9 protein-coding genes are annotated in these 16,137 nt (G+C 70.8%); 2 read left to right on the top strand and 7 right to left on the bottom strand.

Annotated features, from left to right (window positions below):
• Positions 1 to 222: 222 nt before the first annotated feature.
• The gene (locus SLV14N_RS34800; RefSeq protein ID WP_263272509.1) at positions 223 to 1,329 is read left to right on the top strand and encodes an IS110 family transposase; all 1,107 of its coding nucleotides are present in this window, start codon (positions 223 to 225) and stop codon (positions 1,327 to 1,329) included.
• A gap of 117 nt (positions 1,330 to 1,446) precedes the next feature.
• Here SLV14N_RS34800 and SLV14N_RS34795 read toward each other — a convergent pair whose 3' ends face one another.
• The 3 genes from SLV14N_RS34795 to SLV14N_RS34785 form a co-directional block, all read right to left on the bottom strand.
• A complete protein-coding gene (locus SLV14N_RS34795; RefSeq protein WP_263272508.1) occupies positions 1,447 to 2,208 on the bottom strand; it encodes a thioesterase II family protein in 762 nt (253 codons plus the stop codon).
• 352 nt (positions 2,209 to 2,560) lie between these two features.
• The gene (locus SLV14N_RS34790) at positions 2,561 to 3,307 is read right to left on the bottom strand and encodes a DUF3159 domain-containing protein (protein WP_208686529.1); all 747 of its coding nucleotides are present in this window, start codon (positions 3,305 to 3,307) and stop codon (positions 2,561 to 2,563) included.
• Between the two features lie 396 nt (positions 3,308 to 3,703).
• Positions 3,704 to 3,907: a hypothetical protein gene (locus SLV14N_RS34785; RefSeq protein ID WP_263272507.1), complete on the bottom strand. Its 204-nt coding sequence runs from the start codon at positions 3,905 to 3,907 to the stop codon at positions 3,704 to 3,706.
• Here SLV14N_RS34785 and SLV14N_RS34780 point away from each other — a divergent pair.
• A complete protein-coding gene (locus tag SLV14N_RS34780; RefSeq protein ID WP_263272506.1) occupies positions 3,906 to 5,195 on the top strand; it encodes a cytochrome P450 in 1,290 nt (429 codons plus the stop codon). The two genes, SLV14N_RS34785 and SLV14N_RS34780, sit on opposite strands and share 2 nt — an antisense overlap.
• 71 nt (positions 5,196 to 5,266) lie before the next feature.
• On the opposite strand, the gene SLV14N_RS34775 is transcribed toward SLV14N_RS34780, so the two are convergent.
• The 4 genes from SLV14N_RS34775 to SLV14N_RS34760 are packed head-to-tail and all read right to left on the bottom strand — an operon-like array spanning position 5,267 to position 15,950.
• The gene (locus SLV14N_RS34775; RefSeq protein WP_263272505.1) at positions 5,267 to 11,038 is read right to left on the bottom strand and encodes a type I polyketide synthase; all 5,772 of its coding nucleotides are present in this window, start codon (positions 11,036 to 11,038) and stop codon (positions 5,267 to 5,269) included.
• Positions 11,039 to 11,069: 31 nt separating this feature from the next.
• Positions 11,070 to 11,972: a VCBS repeat-containing protein gene (locus SLV14N_RS34770; protein ID WP_208686523.1), complete on the bottom strand. Its 903-nt coding sequence runs from the start codon at positions 11,970 to 11,972 to the stop codon at positions 11,070 to 11,072.
• Between the two features lie 60 nt (positions 11,973 to 12,032).
• Positions 12,033 to 15,128: an amino acid adenylation domain-containing protein gene (locus tag SLV14N_RS34765; protein ID WP_263272504.1), complete on the bottom strand. Its 3,096-nt coding sequence runs from the start codon at positions 15,126 to 15,128 to the stop codon at positions 12,033 to 12,035.
• A 36-nt stretch (positions 15,129 to 15,164) separates the two neighbouring features.
• Entirely contained in the window at positions 15,165 to 15,950 is a 786-nt protein-coding gene (locus SLV14N_RS34760) for a hypothetical protein (protein ID WP_263272503.1), read from the bottom strand.
• Positions 15,951 to 16,137 lie beyond the last annotated feature (187 nt).

Genomic DNA, 16,137 nt, shown 5'->3' with positions numbered 1-16,137 from the left:
ACCTTCTTGAGTGCGTCCCGGGAGTTCGCGACTCTGGGACAGCGCGGGTGGGGCAGGGATGGTTTTCATGCTGGCTGCCCTTGATGGCTTCGGTGGCTGATCCCCCTGCCCCGCCACTTCTTCCGGACTGCTGATTAGGCTCTGCGGACCATCGCTTGGTAGGGCGAGGACAGACGGAAGGAGTCGCGCCGCACGTTGTTGCACGGCGAGGGGAGCGTCACCATGTCCGCCCACGCAGGATTCGACATCGCCAAGGAATTCCACTGGCTGACGGTCATCGACGACCGCGCCCGGCTCCTGCTGCATCACCGAGTCGACAACGACTCCGCCGCCATCACCGAGGCGATCGAGGAATTCAACGCCGTCGAGGCCGAACACGGCCCTGTCACCGTCGGCTTGGACGTGCTCGGCGGCATCTCCGGCCTGCTGGCCGCGATGTTGCTGGCCCAAGGCTTCCGATGCGTCCACGTCCCCGGCCTGGCGGTCAACCGGGCCCGCCGCGGGACCCGGGGCGGGGAGAACAAGTCGGACCCCCGCGATGCCAAGGTCATCGCCGAACAAGTCCTGCTCCGTGACGATCTGCGAGTGGTCGAACTGCCCGAAGAGACCACCGTCGAACTGCGGCTGCTGGTCTCCCACCGCACCAATCTCGTCAAGGACACCACGATGCGCATCAACCGGCTGCGCGACCTGCTCACCGCCATCCACCCCGGCCTGGACCGTGTGGTCGAACCCCGGCACAAGGGCAGCCTTCTCCTGCTGTCCCGGTACGTCACCCCGGCCGAGATCCGCCAGGCCGGAACAGCCCGGATCACCAGCTACCTCACCCGACGCGGAGTCAAGAACACCACCGCGCAAGCCCTCGCCGAAGCCGCCGTCACAGCAGCCCGCAGCCAGCAGCTGGCCGTGACCGGCGAGCGCCGCACCGCCGCGCTCATCCGCGAGTTCGCCGACGAACTTCTGCTGCTGCGAAGCAGGCTCAAAGCCCTGGAGAACGAGATCGGCCAGCTGGTCGAAGCTCACCCTGACGGGGCCCTCATCCGCAGCCTGCCCGGGATGGGGGCCACCCTCACCGCCGAGTTCCTCGCGGCCATCGGCAGCATCCGCCGCTTCGCCGGCGGCGACGCACTCGCCGCCGCATCCGGCCTGGCCCCCGTCCTCACCCAGTCCGGCAAGACCCGCTACTCCCGCAGCGCGACCGGCGGCGACAAGACCCTCAAACGAGTCTTCTACCAATCCGCGTTCTGCGCGATCAAGAACGATCCGGCCTCGCGGACCTACTACGACCGCAAGCGAGCCGAAGGAAAACGACACACCACCAGGCTCTGATCGCCCTGGCCCGACGCCGCGTCAACGTCCTCTACGCAATCCTGCGCGACCGACGGCCCTACCAAGCCCGGCCGCCACTCCATCTCGTGGCTTGACAACAGCATTAGGCAGCCACCGTTATGCGGTGCCGGAAGTCGCCGACACCGCCTGTGAGATCGCGTCGATGATCCGGGGCGCCTGAGCGTTCAGGTAGAAGTGCCCGCCAGGGTAGGTCTGCAGCTCGAAGTGCTCCTTGGTGTGATCGCTCCAGGAGCGGGCTTCATCGATGCTCACCTTCGGGTCGCTCTCCCCGACCATCGCGTATACGGGGCAGTTCAGCGGCGGCCCCGGCTGATAGCGGTAGGTCTCCGCGGCCCGGTAGTCGCTGCGGATCGCGGGCAGCACCGCGCGCAGCATCTCCTCGTCGTCCAGCGTCTGGGACTCGGTGCCGTTGAGCGCCTTGATCTCGCGGACCAGTGAGGCGTCGTCGTACAGGTGCGCCGTTTCCTCGCGGTGGCGGGACGGTGCCCGGCGCCCGGAGGCGAACAGGGCCTGCAGGGTGATCTCGCGCTGTTCGAGGCGGAGCGCCACCTCGAAGGCGAGGGTGGCGCCCATGCTGTGCCCGAATATCGCCAGCGGCCGGTCGGTCCAGGGCAGCAGCCGCTCGGTCACCGCGTCGGCGAGATCCGCGATGTTGTCCAGGCAGGGCTCGTTCCGGCGGTCCTGTCGGCCGGGGTACTGAATTGCCAGCACGTCGATCGCCGGGGCGAGCGCCCTGGACACCGGGAAATAGAAACTGGCCGAGCCGCCGGCGTGGGGCAGGCAGACCAGCCTGGTCGCCGCCTCGGGCGCGGGATGGAACCGTCGGACCCACAGATCCTCATCGGCGTGCGCGTTCACGTGTGCATCCCCTCAGACTTCCGTACGTGGTGAAACCCTCGGACGACAGTGCTTGCCGGCCGTGCCGTCGGCAACCCCTAACCGTTCGCGTACGCCCCTATGGGCCCGTCACACGGTCGTCTGGCGTACGACGCCGCCAGGAGCTTCGGGACCTCGACCGCCTTCGACGTGCGCATATCGGATGCCCTTCAACGGGAGTGGAACCCACGATTTCCGGTCCGCTGTTGCGGACCGGAAATCGTGGCGGTGTATACCCCTGGACAGCGACGGTCACTGACCGCCGCCGACACACGGGGGAGGGGGATCCACCGGTTGGTCGCCTCACCCACGGAGCTGTATGGGCTCGGCGTTGCTATTCCCCGCGGGATTTCGCGGTCTCGACGTCCGCCGAGTCGCTCTCCCCGGATTCCTTCTGCTTGGGGTCCTTGTAATTCGGGTCGTAGAGTTTGCGCCGCCCGTCCACCTTGCGGACCGCCCAGATGCTGGTCATCACGGCGAAGAAGGTCAGCGGCCAGCCCATGACGAGCCGCGCGATGCCGAGCCAGGTGGTCTCGTCCATGTTGTAGAGCCACCGCTCCACCGCGAACCGGGAGAAGCTCAGCATCGACCAGAGCAGCGTGGCCAGGTCGTAGTAGAACTTCGACTTCCGGTCCCGGCGCCAGAACGTTCCCTGGAAGTTGGCCGCCGCCCAGACCTGACCGATCAGGGGCCGGCGCACCAGCACGGACAGCAGCAGAATGCTGCCGATACCGACCGTGATCCAGTTGCCGAGCAGGTAGTAGCCCTTGGCCTCACCGACGAAGACGGCGACGCCGGAGGTGATGAGCACCGTGCCGAGGCCGATGAAGGCGGCGGCCAGCTTCTCCTTGCGCAGCAGCTGGAAGATGCCCACCAGGACCGCGGTGCCGATCGAGGCCCAGATCGCCGGCCACATGCTGGTCAGCGCATTGACCACGATGTAGGTGATGACCGGCAGGATGGTCAGGATCGTGCCGTAGACCCCGCCGATGTACTCCCAGGCGTAGGCCAGCTGCTCCTGGAAGTTCTCCGGGACCTGCTTCTGCTCGTCCTTGGCATCCGTTTCCGGATGGTCGGTCACGGACGAGGAATGCGATTCGGCCGAGTGCTTCACGTCTCCCCCAGGTGCGGCGGACGGCCGGTGAGCTTCCCGGTCTGGGCTCGGTAGTGCTTATGCAGCCTGGTCACATCGGTGTCGTGCATGGTTCGGTCTCCCCACGAGGCTCTTCAACATGCTCCATGTTGGCCGGAGATGAGCCCTGGGACATCCCAGCTAGGTCCCAAGAAAAGGTGGAGCTATCTCTACCCCTGTTCGCCCGACGGCCCGCCGGGGGTGCCCGAGGCGGACGCCCCGCCGGCCGCACCGGCCCGGCCGTGCCCGCGGGGACGATTCACCTCATTGCGCCGGTGCTTCCCACCCCGTTCCGGCGAGATGATCAGGGGTTTTACGCTGCGCGGCGGACGGGTTTCCGATTATTCACCTGCCGTCGAATTGACGCCCGATATGGGCAATGCGGGTGCATTTCTTCGCCCGCCCTTCACCGAGCGGCAGGACGCTGTATGTGAAATTGAGAACCACCCCTATTCGCTGGGCAAAATCTTTTGAATCTTGACGGCTGTTCATCCCCGCAATAAGTTCCTGACCTGTCGCCTGATAATTACCTTGAGGGGAGAATTCCATGACGGATATTGACAGCAGCGGGTCGGTGCAGGAATTGCGCTTCCCCATGGCCCGGCGCTGCCCCTTCGCCCCGCCACCGGAGTACGCGGATCTGCGGGCGGACTCCCCGCTGGTGCGGGTACAGCTGCCGCACGGCGGTAGCGCCTGGGTGGTGACCCGGCATGCCGAGGCGCAGCAACTGCTGACCGACCCGCGGGTCAGCTCCGATGCGAGCCGGCCGGGCTTCCCGAGCGTCCGGCCGCCCGAGGAGCCGCCGGCCCACGAGGCCACGGGCGGCGGGGAGCCGCTCACCGCCGAGCAGCTCAACGAGCTGGCGGAGATCGCCCAGTTCCACGAGGGCCAGTTCATCAACCTGGACCCGCCGCGGCACAGCCACTACCGGCGCATGCTCATCTCCGAGTTCGGTGCGCGGCGGATGAACCAGCTGCGGCCGGAGGTCCAGCGCATTACCGACCGGCTGATCGACGACATGCTGGCGCGGGGCTCCCAGGGGGATCTCGTGGAGGATCTCGGTCTGCCGCTCTCCTCGCTGGTCATCTGTCAGCTACTCGGCGTCCCGTACGAGGATCACGAGTACTTCCAGTCCGCGACCAGGACACTGGTCCAGCTGAACGCCGAGCCCGAACAGGTCAAGGCGGCGATGGAGGGGCTGATCGACTTCCTTGACGAGCTGGTCAAGGCGGCGGTGAGAGCACCCGGCGACAACCTCATCGGCCGGTTGATCAACGAACAGGTCGGCACGGGCGAGCTGACCCGCGCGGCCCTGGTGGGCATGGCCTTCCTGCTGCTGACCGCCGGACACGAGGCGACCGCGAACATGCTCCCCCTGGGCATGCTGACCTTGCTGGAACACCCGGAGCAGCTGGCCGAACTCCGCGAGAACCCCGCGCTGCTGCCCGGTGCGGTCGACGAGTTGCTGCGGTTCCACTCCGTGTCGGACTGGGCCGCCTTCGACCGGGTCGCCGTTGACGACATCGAGATCGACGGCCGGAAAATCAGGGCCGGTGAGGGCATTTTCGTGCTGAGCGCCTCGGCCAACCGGGACGAGCGGGCCTTCGAACACCCCGACACCTTCGACATCCACCGCAAGGCCCGGCACCATATCGCCTTCGGATACGGGGTACACCAGTGCATCGGGCAGAACCTGGCCCGCGCCGAGCTGGAGATCGGGCTGGGCACGCTCCTGCGGCGGATGCCCTCCCTGCGGCTTGACAAGCCGATGGATGAACTGCCGTTCAAGTACCAGAACTTCGTCTTCGGACTGCATGCGATGCCGGTCCGCTGGTAGACGCGCCCACGGCATGTCATCGGTCCCCTGGGAGGCCGGGGAGCGATGACATGCCGTGGGACCGCTGGTCGTTACCTGCCGGCCTCCAGCTCGCTGTCGAGGATGTCGAAGAGTTCCTCGGCGGTGGCGGCGCCCAGTGCGGACTCCTGCGCCTGCTCTTCGGGGCGATGCGTTTCGGCCCATGTGGTGAGCAGTCCGCGCAGCCGGGCCGCGACCCCGGCGTACTCCTCCTCGTCCGGGGCGACGGCCGCCAGCTCCGCCTCCAGCAGGCGGATTCCGGCGAACACCGAGGCGGTCCGGTCCGCTTCGCCGGCGATGAGGCGCGTGGCCAGGTGCTCCGCGACCGCGTCGGGCGTGGGGTGGTCGAAGACCAGCGTGGACGACAGGGTCTCCCCGGTGGCGGCGGTCAGCCGGTTGCGCAGTTCGACCGCGGCGAGCGAATCGAGGCCGAGTTCGAGGAAGCCCCGCCCGCTGACCACCGCCTCCGGGCGGTCATAGCCGAGGACCTCGGCGACCTGGGCGCGTACGAGGCCCAGCAGGGTGCGCCGCTGCTCCTCGGCGGAGAGCGCCGCCAGCCGGGTGGCCAGGGAATCCGCGGCCGGAGCCGGGGCCCCGGCCTGGGCGGCATTGCGGGACGGCACCCGGACCACCCCGGCCAGCAGCGCGGGGACACCGCCGGGGCGGGCCCGGAGCACGGCCGGGTCGATCCGCAGCGGGACCAGAGTGGTCTCCGCGGTGGCGAGCGCCGCGTCGAACAGCGCCAGGCCTTCGGCCGGGTCGAGCGGCGGGAAACCGGACCGGGCGGCCCGGCGCAGACCGGCCTCGCCGAGCCGCCCGGCCATGCCGTCGGCCTCGTCCCACAGTGTCCAGGCCAGCGCGGTCGCCGGGCGGCCGGTGGCCCGCCGGTGCCGGGCGAGCGCTTCGAGGAACAGGTTGGCGGCCGCGTAGTTCGCCTGTCCCGCCCCGTCGAGCAGAGTGGCGGTGGAGGAGAACAGGACGAAGCGGGTGAGTGCGAGGTCCGCGGTCAGTTCATGGAGCAGCCAGGCCGCGTCCGCCTTGGGCCGGAAGACGCCGTCGAAGCGCTGCGGGGTCAGCGAGGTGAGGACCCCGTCGTCGAGCACACCGGCGGCGTGCACCACGGCGCGCAGCGGATGCGCGGCGGGGATCCCGGCGAGCAGTCCGGCCAGGGCCGTACGGTCGGCGACATCGCAGGCGGCCACGGTCACGGTGGCGCCGAGCGCGGCCAGCTCGGTGCGCAGTCGCGGCACGCCCGGGGCGTCCGGTCCCCGGCGGCTGACCAGGAGCAGGTGCCGCACCCCGTGTGCGCCGGCCAGGTGCCGGGCCACGAGCGCGCCGAGCCCGCCGGTGCCACCGGTGATCAGCACGGTGCCATCCGGGTCCCACTCCGCACCGGCGTCCGGTGGAGTGACCCGGGCCAGCCGCGGAAGCCGCAACTCACCGTCTCTTAACGCAAGTTGGGGCTCACCGGTGGCCAGCGCACCGGCGACGGCCGGCCCCGAGGCCGCCCAGGAATCCACATCGACCACGGTGATCCGGTCCGGGTGCTCGGCCTGCGCCGAGCGCACCAGGCCCCAGACCACCGAGGCGGCGAAGTCCTCGCCCTCGGTCACCAGGGCGAGCCGGGAGCCGGCGAACCGCTCGTCGGCGAGCCAGGACCGCAGCAGGTCGAGGACGCGGTGCGCGGTGTGGCGGGCGGCCTCGGGCGGCGCGCCCTCGGCGGGCGCACAGGGCACCACCAGAAGATCCGGTACGTCCATGGCGGAGAGCTCGGCGTGACTCCTCGGCCGGACCCCGCCGGCCCGCAGCGCCCGGCCGAGTGCGCCCTCGCCGTCGCCCAGCAGCGCCCAGTCACCGGCCGGTGTGCCCGGGGCGACCACCGTGGTCCAGTCGAGCCGGAACAGCGACCGGGCCACCATGCCCTTCCGGGCCGCCGCGGTCTGTTCGGCGGCGACCGGCCGGGAGACCAGGGAACGCACCGAGGCGACCGGGACGCCCGTGGCGTCGGCGAGGTCCAGCGTGACCGCCTGGTCCCCCGCGGCCGACAGCCGCACCCGCAGCGCCGTCGCACCGACGGCCCGCAGGCTCACCCCGGCCCAGGCGAACGGAACCCAGGGCCGGCCGTCCCGCGGGACGAACTCCCCCAGGTCGAGGGCGTGCAGGGCCGCGTCGAGGAGCGCCGGGGACAGGGCGAAGTCCGCGCTGTCGGCTCCCTCGGGGAGCGCGACCTCGGCGAACACCTCCGTGCCACGGCGCCAGGCCGCGCGCAGGCCCTGGAACTTGGGCCCGTAGTCGTAACCGCGCTGCGCCATACCGTCGTACAGCCCGCCGAGATCGACCGGTTCGGCCTCCGCCGGGGGCCAGACGCGCAGGTCGGGTCCGTCGTGGTCCGGGACGGTGGCGGTGAGCAGGCCGGTGGCGTGCCGGGTCCAGGCCACATCGGCCGGATCGTCCTCGGCGCGGGAGGACACGAGGACCTGGCGGTCGCCCTGTTCATCCGGCGCGGCCACCTCGACCTGCAGCCGCACCGCACCGGATTCCGGAAGCACCAGGGGGCTTTCCAGGGTCAGTTCGGCGAGGTCGGGGCAGCCCGCCCGGTCGCCGGCGTACAGCGCGAGGTCGACGAAGGCGGTGCCCGGCAGGAGCACGGCGCCGTTGATCGCGTGGTCGGCGAGCCAGGGGTGGGAGCGCAGCGAGAGGCGTCCGGTGTAGGCGTGGGTGTCCGCTTGCGCGGAATCGATCACCGCGCCGAGCAGCGGATGTGCGGCATCGGCCTGGCCGAGTGCGGCCGCGTCCAGCGCCGCGTCCCCGGAGTCCAGCCAGAACCGCCGCCGCTGGAAGGCATAGGTCGGCAGCTCCACCGGGTGGCCGGAACCGCCGTAGTACGCCGCCCAGTTCACGTCCGCGCCGTGCGCCCAGGCACGGGAGAGGGCACCGGTGACCTCCCGGGTCTCCGCGCGGTCGCGACGGAGGGTGGGCAGGAACACCGGCCGGTCCTGCCCGGACACACAGTCCGGTGCCATCGCGGAGAGCACCGCGTCCGGCCCCAGTTCCAGGAAGGTACCCACACCGTGGTCCGCCAGCGCACGGACCCCGTCGGCGAACCGGACGGCGCCGCGGACATGGTCCACCCAGTAGTCCGGTGAACACAGTTCCTCGCCGGTGGCGATCCGCCCGGTGAGGTTGGAGACCACGGGGATCTTCGGTGGCGCATAAGACATCACCCGGGTGACCCAGCGGAACGCGTCCAGCATCGGCTCCATACGGGGCGAGTGGAAGGCGTGGCTCACCCGGAGCCGTTGGGTCTTGTGGCCGCGCGCGGCGAGGGCGGCGGCGGCCTCGGTGACGGCGTCCTCGTCCCCGGAGAGCACCACCGAGGCGGGGCCGTTGACCGCGGCGATGCCCACCCGCCCCTCGAACGCTCCGAGTGCGGCGGTGACCTCCTCCTCGGTGGCGCGTACCGACACCATCGCGCCGCCGGCCGGGAGTTCCTGCATCAGCCGGCCACGGGCGGCGACCAGGGCGGCGGCGTCGGGCAGGGACCAGACCCCGGCCACATGGGCGGCGGTGACCTCGCCGAGGGAGTGACCCAGCAGGAAGTCCGGCCGCAGCCCCCAGGACTCCAGCAGCCGGAAGAGCGCGGCCTCCAGGGCGAACAGCGCCGACTGGGCGTAGAGCGTCCCGTCCAGCAGGGCGGCCTCGGGGCTGTCCGGCTCCGCCCACACCACGGCGCGCAGCGGGCCGGGCAGATGGACATCCAGCTCGGCACAGATCTCGTCCCAGGCACGGGCGAACACCGGGTAGGCGGCGTACAGTTCGCGGCCCATGCCGAGCCGCTGCGCGCCCTGACCGGTGAACAGCACGGCGACCGGGGCGGAGCCGGCCTGTCCTTGGCAGATGCCGGGCCCCGACGCACCCGCGGCCAGGGCGTCCAGGCCGGCGGTGAACTCCGTACGGTCGGCGGCGAGCAGCACCGCGCGGTGTTCCAGCTGGGCCCGGGTGGTGGCCAGCGTGCGGCCCAGATCGGCGAGGGCCGGCCCGTGGTTCCCCGCCAGGAAGGACGTGAGCCTGGCGGCCTGCGCCCGCAGTGCCTCCGGAGTCCGGGCGGAGAGCGGCAGCGCGAGCACCGGGGGGTGCTCGATCGTGGGTGGCGGCGCGGGCTCGGGCGGTGCCTGTTCCAGGATGACGTGCGCGTTGGTGCCGCTGAAGCCGAACGAGGAGATGCCGGCCCGGCGCGGTGGGTCCGTGCGGGGCCAGGGTCGTTCCTCGGTGAGCAGGGCGACCTTGCCCTGCGCCCAGTCGACGTGGGGAGTGGGTTCGGTGACATGCAGGGTGCGTGGCAGCAGTTCCTGCCGCATCGACATGATCATTTTGATGATCCCGGCCGCACCGGCGGCGGCCTGGGTGTGGCCCAGGTTGGATTTGACCGAGCCCAACCAGAGGGGTTCGGACCGTTCGGTGCCGTAGGCGGCGATCAGGGACTGTGCCTCGATCGGGTCGCCGAGCTTGGTGCCGGTGCCGTGCGCCTCCACCGCGTCAACCTCGTGCGGGGCCAGTCCGGCGGCGGCCAGGGCCTGGCGGATCACCCGCTGCTGGGAGGGGCCGTTGGGTGCCGTCAGACCGTTGGAGGCGCCGTCGGAGTTGACCGCCGAGCCACGGACCAGGGCCAGGACGGGATGCCCGGCCCGGCGGGCGTCGGAGAGCCGCTCGACGACCAGTACGCCGACGCCCTCGGACCAGCCGGTGCCGTCCGCGTCGGCCGAGAAGGCCTTGCAGCGGCCGTCCGGGGCGAGGCCGCGCTGCCGGGAGAAGGACAGGAAGGTGCCGGGCGCGGCCATGACGGCCACCCCGCCCGCCAGGGCCACGGAGCACTCCCCCTGCCGCAGCGCCTGGCAGGCCAGATGCAGCGCGACCAGGGACCCCGAGCAGGCGGTGTCCACGGTCATCGTGGGGCCTTCCAGGCCCAGGGCGTAGGCGACCCGGCCGGCGATGACGCTGGTGGTGTTGCCGGTGGAGAGATAGCCCTCGTGTCCGCCGGCCCGGGTCAGCCGGGGCCCGTACTCCTGTGGCTCGGCGCCGAGGAACACCCCGGCCCGGCTCCCGCGCAGCGCGGTCGGGTCGATACCGGCCCGCTCCAGCGCCTCCCAGGAGGTTTCCAGGACGAGCCGCTGCTGCGGATCCATCGCCTGCGCCTCACGCGGGCCGATCCCGAAGAACTCCGCGTCGAACTCCGCCGCGTCGTAGAGGAATCCGCCGCTGCGGACGTAGGTCTTGCCCGGGGCGTCCGGGTCCGGGTCGTACAGGGTCTCCGGGTCCCAGCCGCGGTCCTCGGGCAGCCCGGCGACGACCTCGGCCCCTTCGGCGACCAGCCGCCACAGCTGTTCCGGGCTGCCGATCCCGCCCGGGTAGCGGCAGCCGATCCCGACGATGGCGATCGGGTCCGCCTCGTCGGCCACGCCCGCCTGCCCCGGCGGCCCGGAGACGGTCTCCTCGCCGTCCCCGCCGTCGGCACCGAACAGTCCGGCCCGCACCTCCCCGGCCAGCCGCACCGGGGTCGGATGGTCGAAGGCCACGGTGACCGGGAGCGGCAGTCCGGTGGCCGCCACCAGCCGGACATGCAGATCGGCCGCGGTGAGCGAGTCGAATCCGAGGTCGGTGAAGGGGCGGTCCGGGGCCAGGGTCCGCGGTGCGTCGTCCGGCCGGACGCGGCGCAGCGCAGCGAGGGCGTGGTGGCACACCAGATCCAGCAGCGCCCGGTCCTGTTCGGGCCGGGACAGCCCGTGCAACTTCTGGATCAGCGAGGGGTTTTCGTCGAGGGCATTCATGCGCGGACTCCGACCGAGGGGGCTGTGGCGATCAGGTGAGCGTGTGGTACTCCGCGCAGTCCTTGAGGACGGCGACCGGCGGGTGGAAGGTGTTCATCGGGTTCTTCCGGTCGAACGTGCCGGTGTGCGCGAGCGCCACCAGCACCCCGTCGCGCTGCCGGACGAGCAGGTCGGGGTTGCCGTCCAGGTCGATATCGGTCACCGCGAGCGCGTCCTCCAGCGGGTTCCAGTCCGCGCCGAGGTTGCCGACGGTGTACCAGGTGCCCCGGTCCGCTCCGTCGCCGAGGAAGCCGTCGGGTCCGGGCGGGAATTCGTAGACGCACAGATCGCCGTTGTCGCGCAGGATCAGCAGGTCGAGCCGGCCGGTGCCGGTCACGTCGGCCATGCCGAAGGGGAAGTCGGTGGGCTCGGTGACGGTGAGCCGCTGCGGGGTCTTGTCGAAGGTGTCGTTCTCCACGACGTTGCCGGTGTTGCGGAACCAGTCCACATGACCGAGTTCGCTCTCCCGGCCGAAGGTGTCGTCCTTGCCGTCCCCGCTGACGTCGGCGACGCCGATGCTCTCCCAGATCCGGCCGTCGTCGCGGCGGCCCGACATCCGGATCGGCTCGCTCAGGGTGTTCAGACCGTTGAGGCCGCCCTTGTTCTCATAGAGGTAAACGCCGTGCGGATGCTCGGTGTTGACGGTTTCCTCGCTGCCGGCGAGCACACTGGCCAGTCCGTTGCCGCGGATGTCGATGGTCCGGATGATGAGGTGCTTCTCCCAGTGGAAGTCCTCACCGATCTTGACCGGTTCGAGAAAGGTGTCGGTGCCGTCGAACTTTCCGCTGTGCGGGAAGACCAGCAGTTCACCGTTGGTGTCGTGGCGGACGAGCAGGTCCTTCTTTCCGTCGCCGTTGAAGGACCTGCAATGGCCGTTCATGATCATCGCCGGCATTGTTCTTCACTCTCCTCGATCAGCCGTTCCTGTGCCTGGTGACGCGGGTACCTGGGGTGCTCAGCCGGTACCGGGCTCCACTCCGCGGGACCGCAGGAAGGCGGCGAGCCCCAGGGGGGTGGGCAGTGCGAAGAACTCGGCGAGGCGCATCTCCGCCCCGAAGGACTCCTGGATCCGCTGCACCAGCAGCGCGGCGAGCAGCGAATGCCCGCCCAGGACGAAGAAGTTCGCATCGGCGGTGACGTCCTCCCGGCCGAGCAGCTCGCGGAACATCGAGAGCAGCGCGTCGACCAGGGCGTCCTCGTGGTGCTCCGCCGCCGCGCCATGGCCGGCCGCGGCCCGGCGGGCGGTGGCCAGCCGGGTGAGGTGCGGATAGTCCACCTTCTCGTTGGCGTTGGTGGGGAGTTCGTCGGTGAGCACGAAGTCGTGCGGCACCGCCGACGAGGGCAGCTTCGTCCTGGCGTGTTCCCACAGCCGCTCGACGATGCCCTCGGTGGGGTGGGCCACCACGAAGGCCACCAGGACGGCGTCCGCGCTGAGGTCGCCGACGGTGACCACGGCGGCGCCGGTCACCTCGGGGTGCTCCAGCAACACCGCCTCGATTTCGGCGAGTTCAAGGCGGTTGCCGCGGAGTTTGATCTGTCGGTCCACCCGGCCAAGCACCTCCAATGTTCCGTTGTCCCGCCAGCGGGCCAGGTCTCCGGTGCGGTAGAAGCGCCCGTACTCGGGGTGCTCGCCGAACCGTTCGGCGGTCAGTTCCGGGCGGTTGTGGTAGCCGATCGCGACGCCGGCGCCCGCGATGCACAGTTCGCCGTGCACACCGAGCGGGAGTTCCCGGCCGGCCGGGTCCAGTACGAAGGCGGTGGTGTTCCGCAGCGGGGTGCCGGCGTGCACCGCCCCGTCACCGGCGCCGAGCTTCCCCGCGGTGGACCAGATGGTGGTTTCGGTGGGGCCGTAGACGTTGCGGACCTCGGCGGCGGTCTCCAGCAGTCGTTCCGCCAGGTCGGCGGGGAGCGCCTCACCGCCGCACAGCAACCGCCGGCCGGCCAGCTGGTCGCCCACCTGCTCGATCACCGTCCGCCAGGTGGTGGGGGTGGCCTGCACGATCGCGACATCGTGCCGGACCAGCAGTTCCCTCAGCAGGGTGCCGTTCACCCGGGCCTCGTCGGGCGCGACGGCCAGCGTCCCGCCGGAGGTCAGCGGGAGGAACAGCTCCAGTGCGGAGATGTCGAAGGCGAAGGTGGTCATCCACAGCGTGACCTCGCCGGGGCCCGGCTTCAGCTCGTCGAGGAAGTGCCGGACGAGATTGGCCAGGTTTCCGTGGGAGACCCTGGTGCCCTTGGGCCGGCCGGTGGAACCGGAGGTGTAGATCAGATACGCGCACGAGGCCGGGTCGGGGTCCGCCGGGAGTTCGGCGATCTGGCCCTGCGCGGCGCGGAGGCCGGCCATCTCCAGTCGTGGGGTGCCCTCGGGCAGGGTCACCGTGTCGCCGGCCAGTACGGCACGGGCACCGGAGTCCGCGAGCTGGTAGGAGATCCGGTCCGCGGGGTGGTCGGGATCGACCGGGAGGTAGGCGCATCCGGCCAGCCAGACGCCCAGGGCCGCGGCGGCGAGTTCGGGTCCGCGGCGGGCCGCCACGGCGACCACATCGCCCGCGGTCACCCCCGAGGCACGCAGCAGCTCCCGGGTGTCCGAGGCCGCCTGCCACAGCTCGGCGTAGGTCGTGTTCCGGTCGCCGTCCGCGAGGGCGACCGCGTCGGGTGCGGCGGCCGCCCGTTCGGCGACGGTGCGCAGCACGGACGGGGCCGGGGTGTCGGTGGCGGTGCGGTTGGCCGCGGCGATGACCGTACGGTCCCGTTCCGACCACGAGGACAGTTCGCCGACGGGCCGGTCCGGTTCGGCGCCGACCGCGACCAGCAACGCGTCATAGCGCTGGAGGAGGAGGGCGACATCGGCCCGGCGGTGGGATTCCAGCCCGTACAGCGCCTCGACTGTGATGCGGTCCTTCTCCGACAGGATGTCGAATTCGAGGTTCATCCGGCTGTAGCCGTTGCGGACCATCAGGGCCCGCGCCGGGAGACCGCCGATGGTCGTCTCCGCGGACAGCCCGCCGGGCAGGTAGTTGAACATATGCCGGAACAGCGTGGTGCTCCAGGCGGAGTTGACCCGCGGGATCTCCGGCAGCAGCAGGTCCACATGGACGTCCACATGGGAGACCGCCTCCAGGAACACGTCCCGGGCCTGTCGCACCAGCGCGCGGAAACTCTGGGCCGGATCGGTCCGGACGCGCAGCGCCAGGATGTTCACGTAGTAGCCGATGGCACCGGCGGCCTGCTGCCCGCGGATGTCCGCGGGCGAGCCGATCACGATGTCCGGCCCGGCGCCGTGCTGCGCGAGCAGCAGGTAGTAGGCGGCGAGCAGGATGACGGGTTCGGAGGCCCGCAGTTCCCTGCGCAGCCGGCGGACGACGTCCCGTGCCCCGTCGGAGAGGTCGTGGGCGACGGTGGCCCCTTTCAGGGTCGTCTCCGCACTCCCCTGCCGGGCCATCCACAGATCCAGCGAGCCGGCGTCGAATCCGCTCAGATGGTCGCGCCAGAACTGGAAGCTCTCCGGGCGCGGTTCGTCGGCGGCGACCGCCGCGACCGGAACGACCGCCTCGCCGGAGAGGTCCTCCCCGGCGAGGACCGCGTCGTAGAGCCGGGTGAGCTCACCCATCACGATCTGCGCGGACGCCACATCGAACACCAGGTGGTGGGCCACGACGCAGAGCACATCGCCCTCGGGTGCCTCGACCTGGCAGATCCGCAGCATGGGCCGGCCGTTGAACTTGAACGGACGGGCGGCGAGCGCGGTGAGATCGTCCGCCAGCCCGTCCGCGGTCGACCGGCTCACCTCGATGTCGATCGGGGCGTCCTCCGGGGACAGGATCGCCTTGCGCAGTCCGGCGCCCTCGTCATGGAAGACGGTGCGCAGTACCTCGTGCTTGCGCAGGAGCCGGGCGGCGGCCTCGCGCAGTGCCGTGGTCCGCAGCCGGCCCGCCACCTGGATGGCGGCCGGGATGTTGTTCACCCCGCTGTCCGGGACGAGCTTGTCGAGCAGCCACAACGCCTCCTCTTTCTGACTGGCCCGGGAGAGGGGCGTGCTCATGGGCTGCATGCGCTGTTTCCTTTCGACGTGCCGGGGTGAGGTCCGTCAGCTCAGCAGGCCGGTGACCGTGGTCGCGACGTCGGGCGTGCGCAGCAGATCGGCGTGCTCGACGGGGAAGCGGATCTCCTTGGCCACCCGGGCGGCCCGGTCGGCTTCGGACAGGGGGTTGAGGCCGCTGGTGGCGGTCGCGGAGGTCATCGCGGTCAGCGACTTCCAGCCGTTCGTCGGGTCGAGGTCGCTGCCCCGCACGAAGAAGTGCAGGAACAGGCCGAAGGTGGCGACGAACTCCTCGCTGCGCTTGGCGTCCAGGCCGACCCGGGCGAACGCCGCGCCGCCGACCTCACGGAAGATCGCGAGCAGCCGCTCACCGAACTTCTTGATGTCGCTCTCGCCGGTCAGTGCCTGCCCCGCGGCCTGCTGGGCGTGGGCGATCTCCTCCGGCTTGAGCAGCCCGGACATCCCCTCCATGGTGGTCAGGAAGTGGTGACAGACCACATCACGCCGGGGCAGCTCGGGGTCGAAGCCGATGAGGGCGGGCGTCTCGCCCTGGCGCTTCCCGATCCGCTCGGCCAGCGCCGCCGCGTACACCGCTCCGACGCAGTAGCCCATGACGGCCCGGACCGGCCGGCCCTCCCGGAGGACGTCCTCCGCCCAGCGTTCGACGTAGTCGGCGCCGGTCATGCCCGCGTCCTCCTCCGGGGCGGGCGGCAGCGTCTCCCAGAGCGAGAATTGCGGACGGGCGAGCGCGACGAATTCCGGAAAACCTGCCTGCGGCCTCCCGGTCACCGCGAAATCGACCGCGAGTACCACATCCTTTCCGTCCGAAGTCAACGATTTCCACGAGCCAGGAACTGCCATGTGGATTCACTCTCCGAGCTGAGCGTGTCGGTGCACGCAGCGTATTGGCCATCCCAGGAGCCGGAACACCCCTAAGGAACCCCTTAGTACCCCGAACCGGCCCAGGGGGTAGGCCGGTTCGCCGGACGGGAGGAACCCGTCCGGCGAGGACCTGATCAAC

It is taken from the genome of Streptomyces sp. Je 1-4 4N24, assembly GCF_026239515.1.
Lineage (GTDB): Bacteria > Actinomycetota > Actinomycetes > Streptomycetales > Streptomycetaceae > Streptomyces > Streptomyces nigrescens.
The sequence above is the reverse complement of the archived record's forward strand: the minus strand, read 5'-3'. Positions and strand labels throughout refer to the sequence as shown.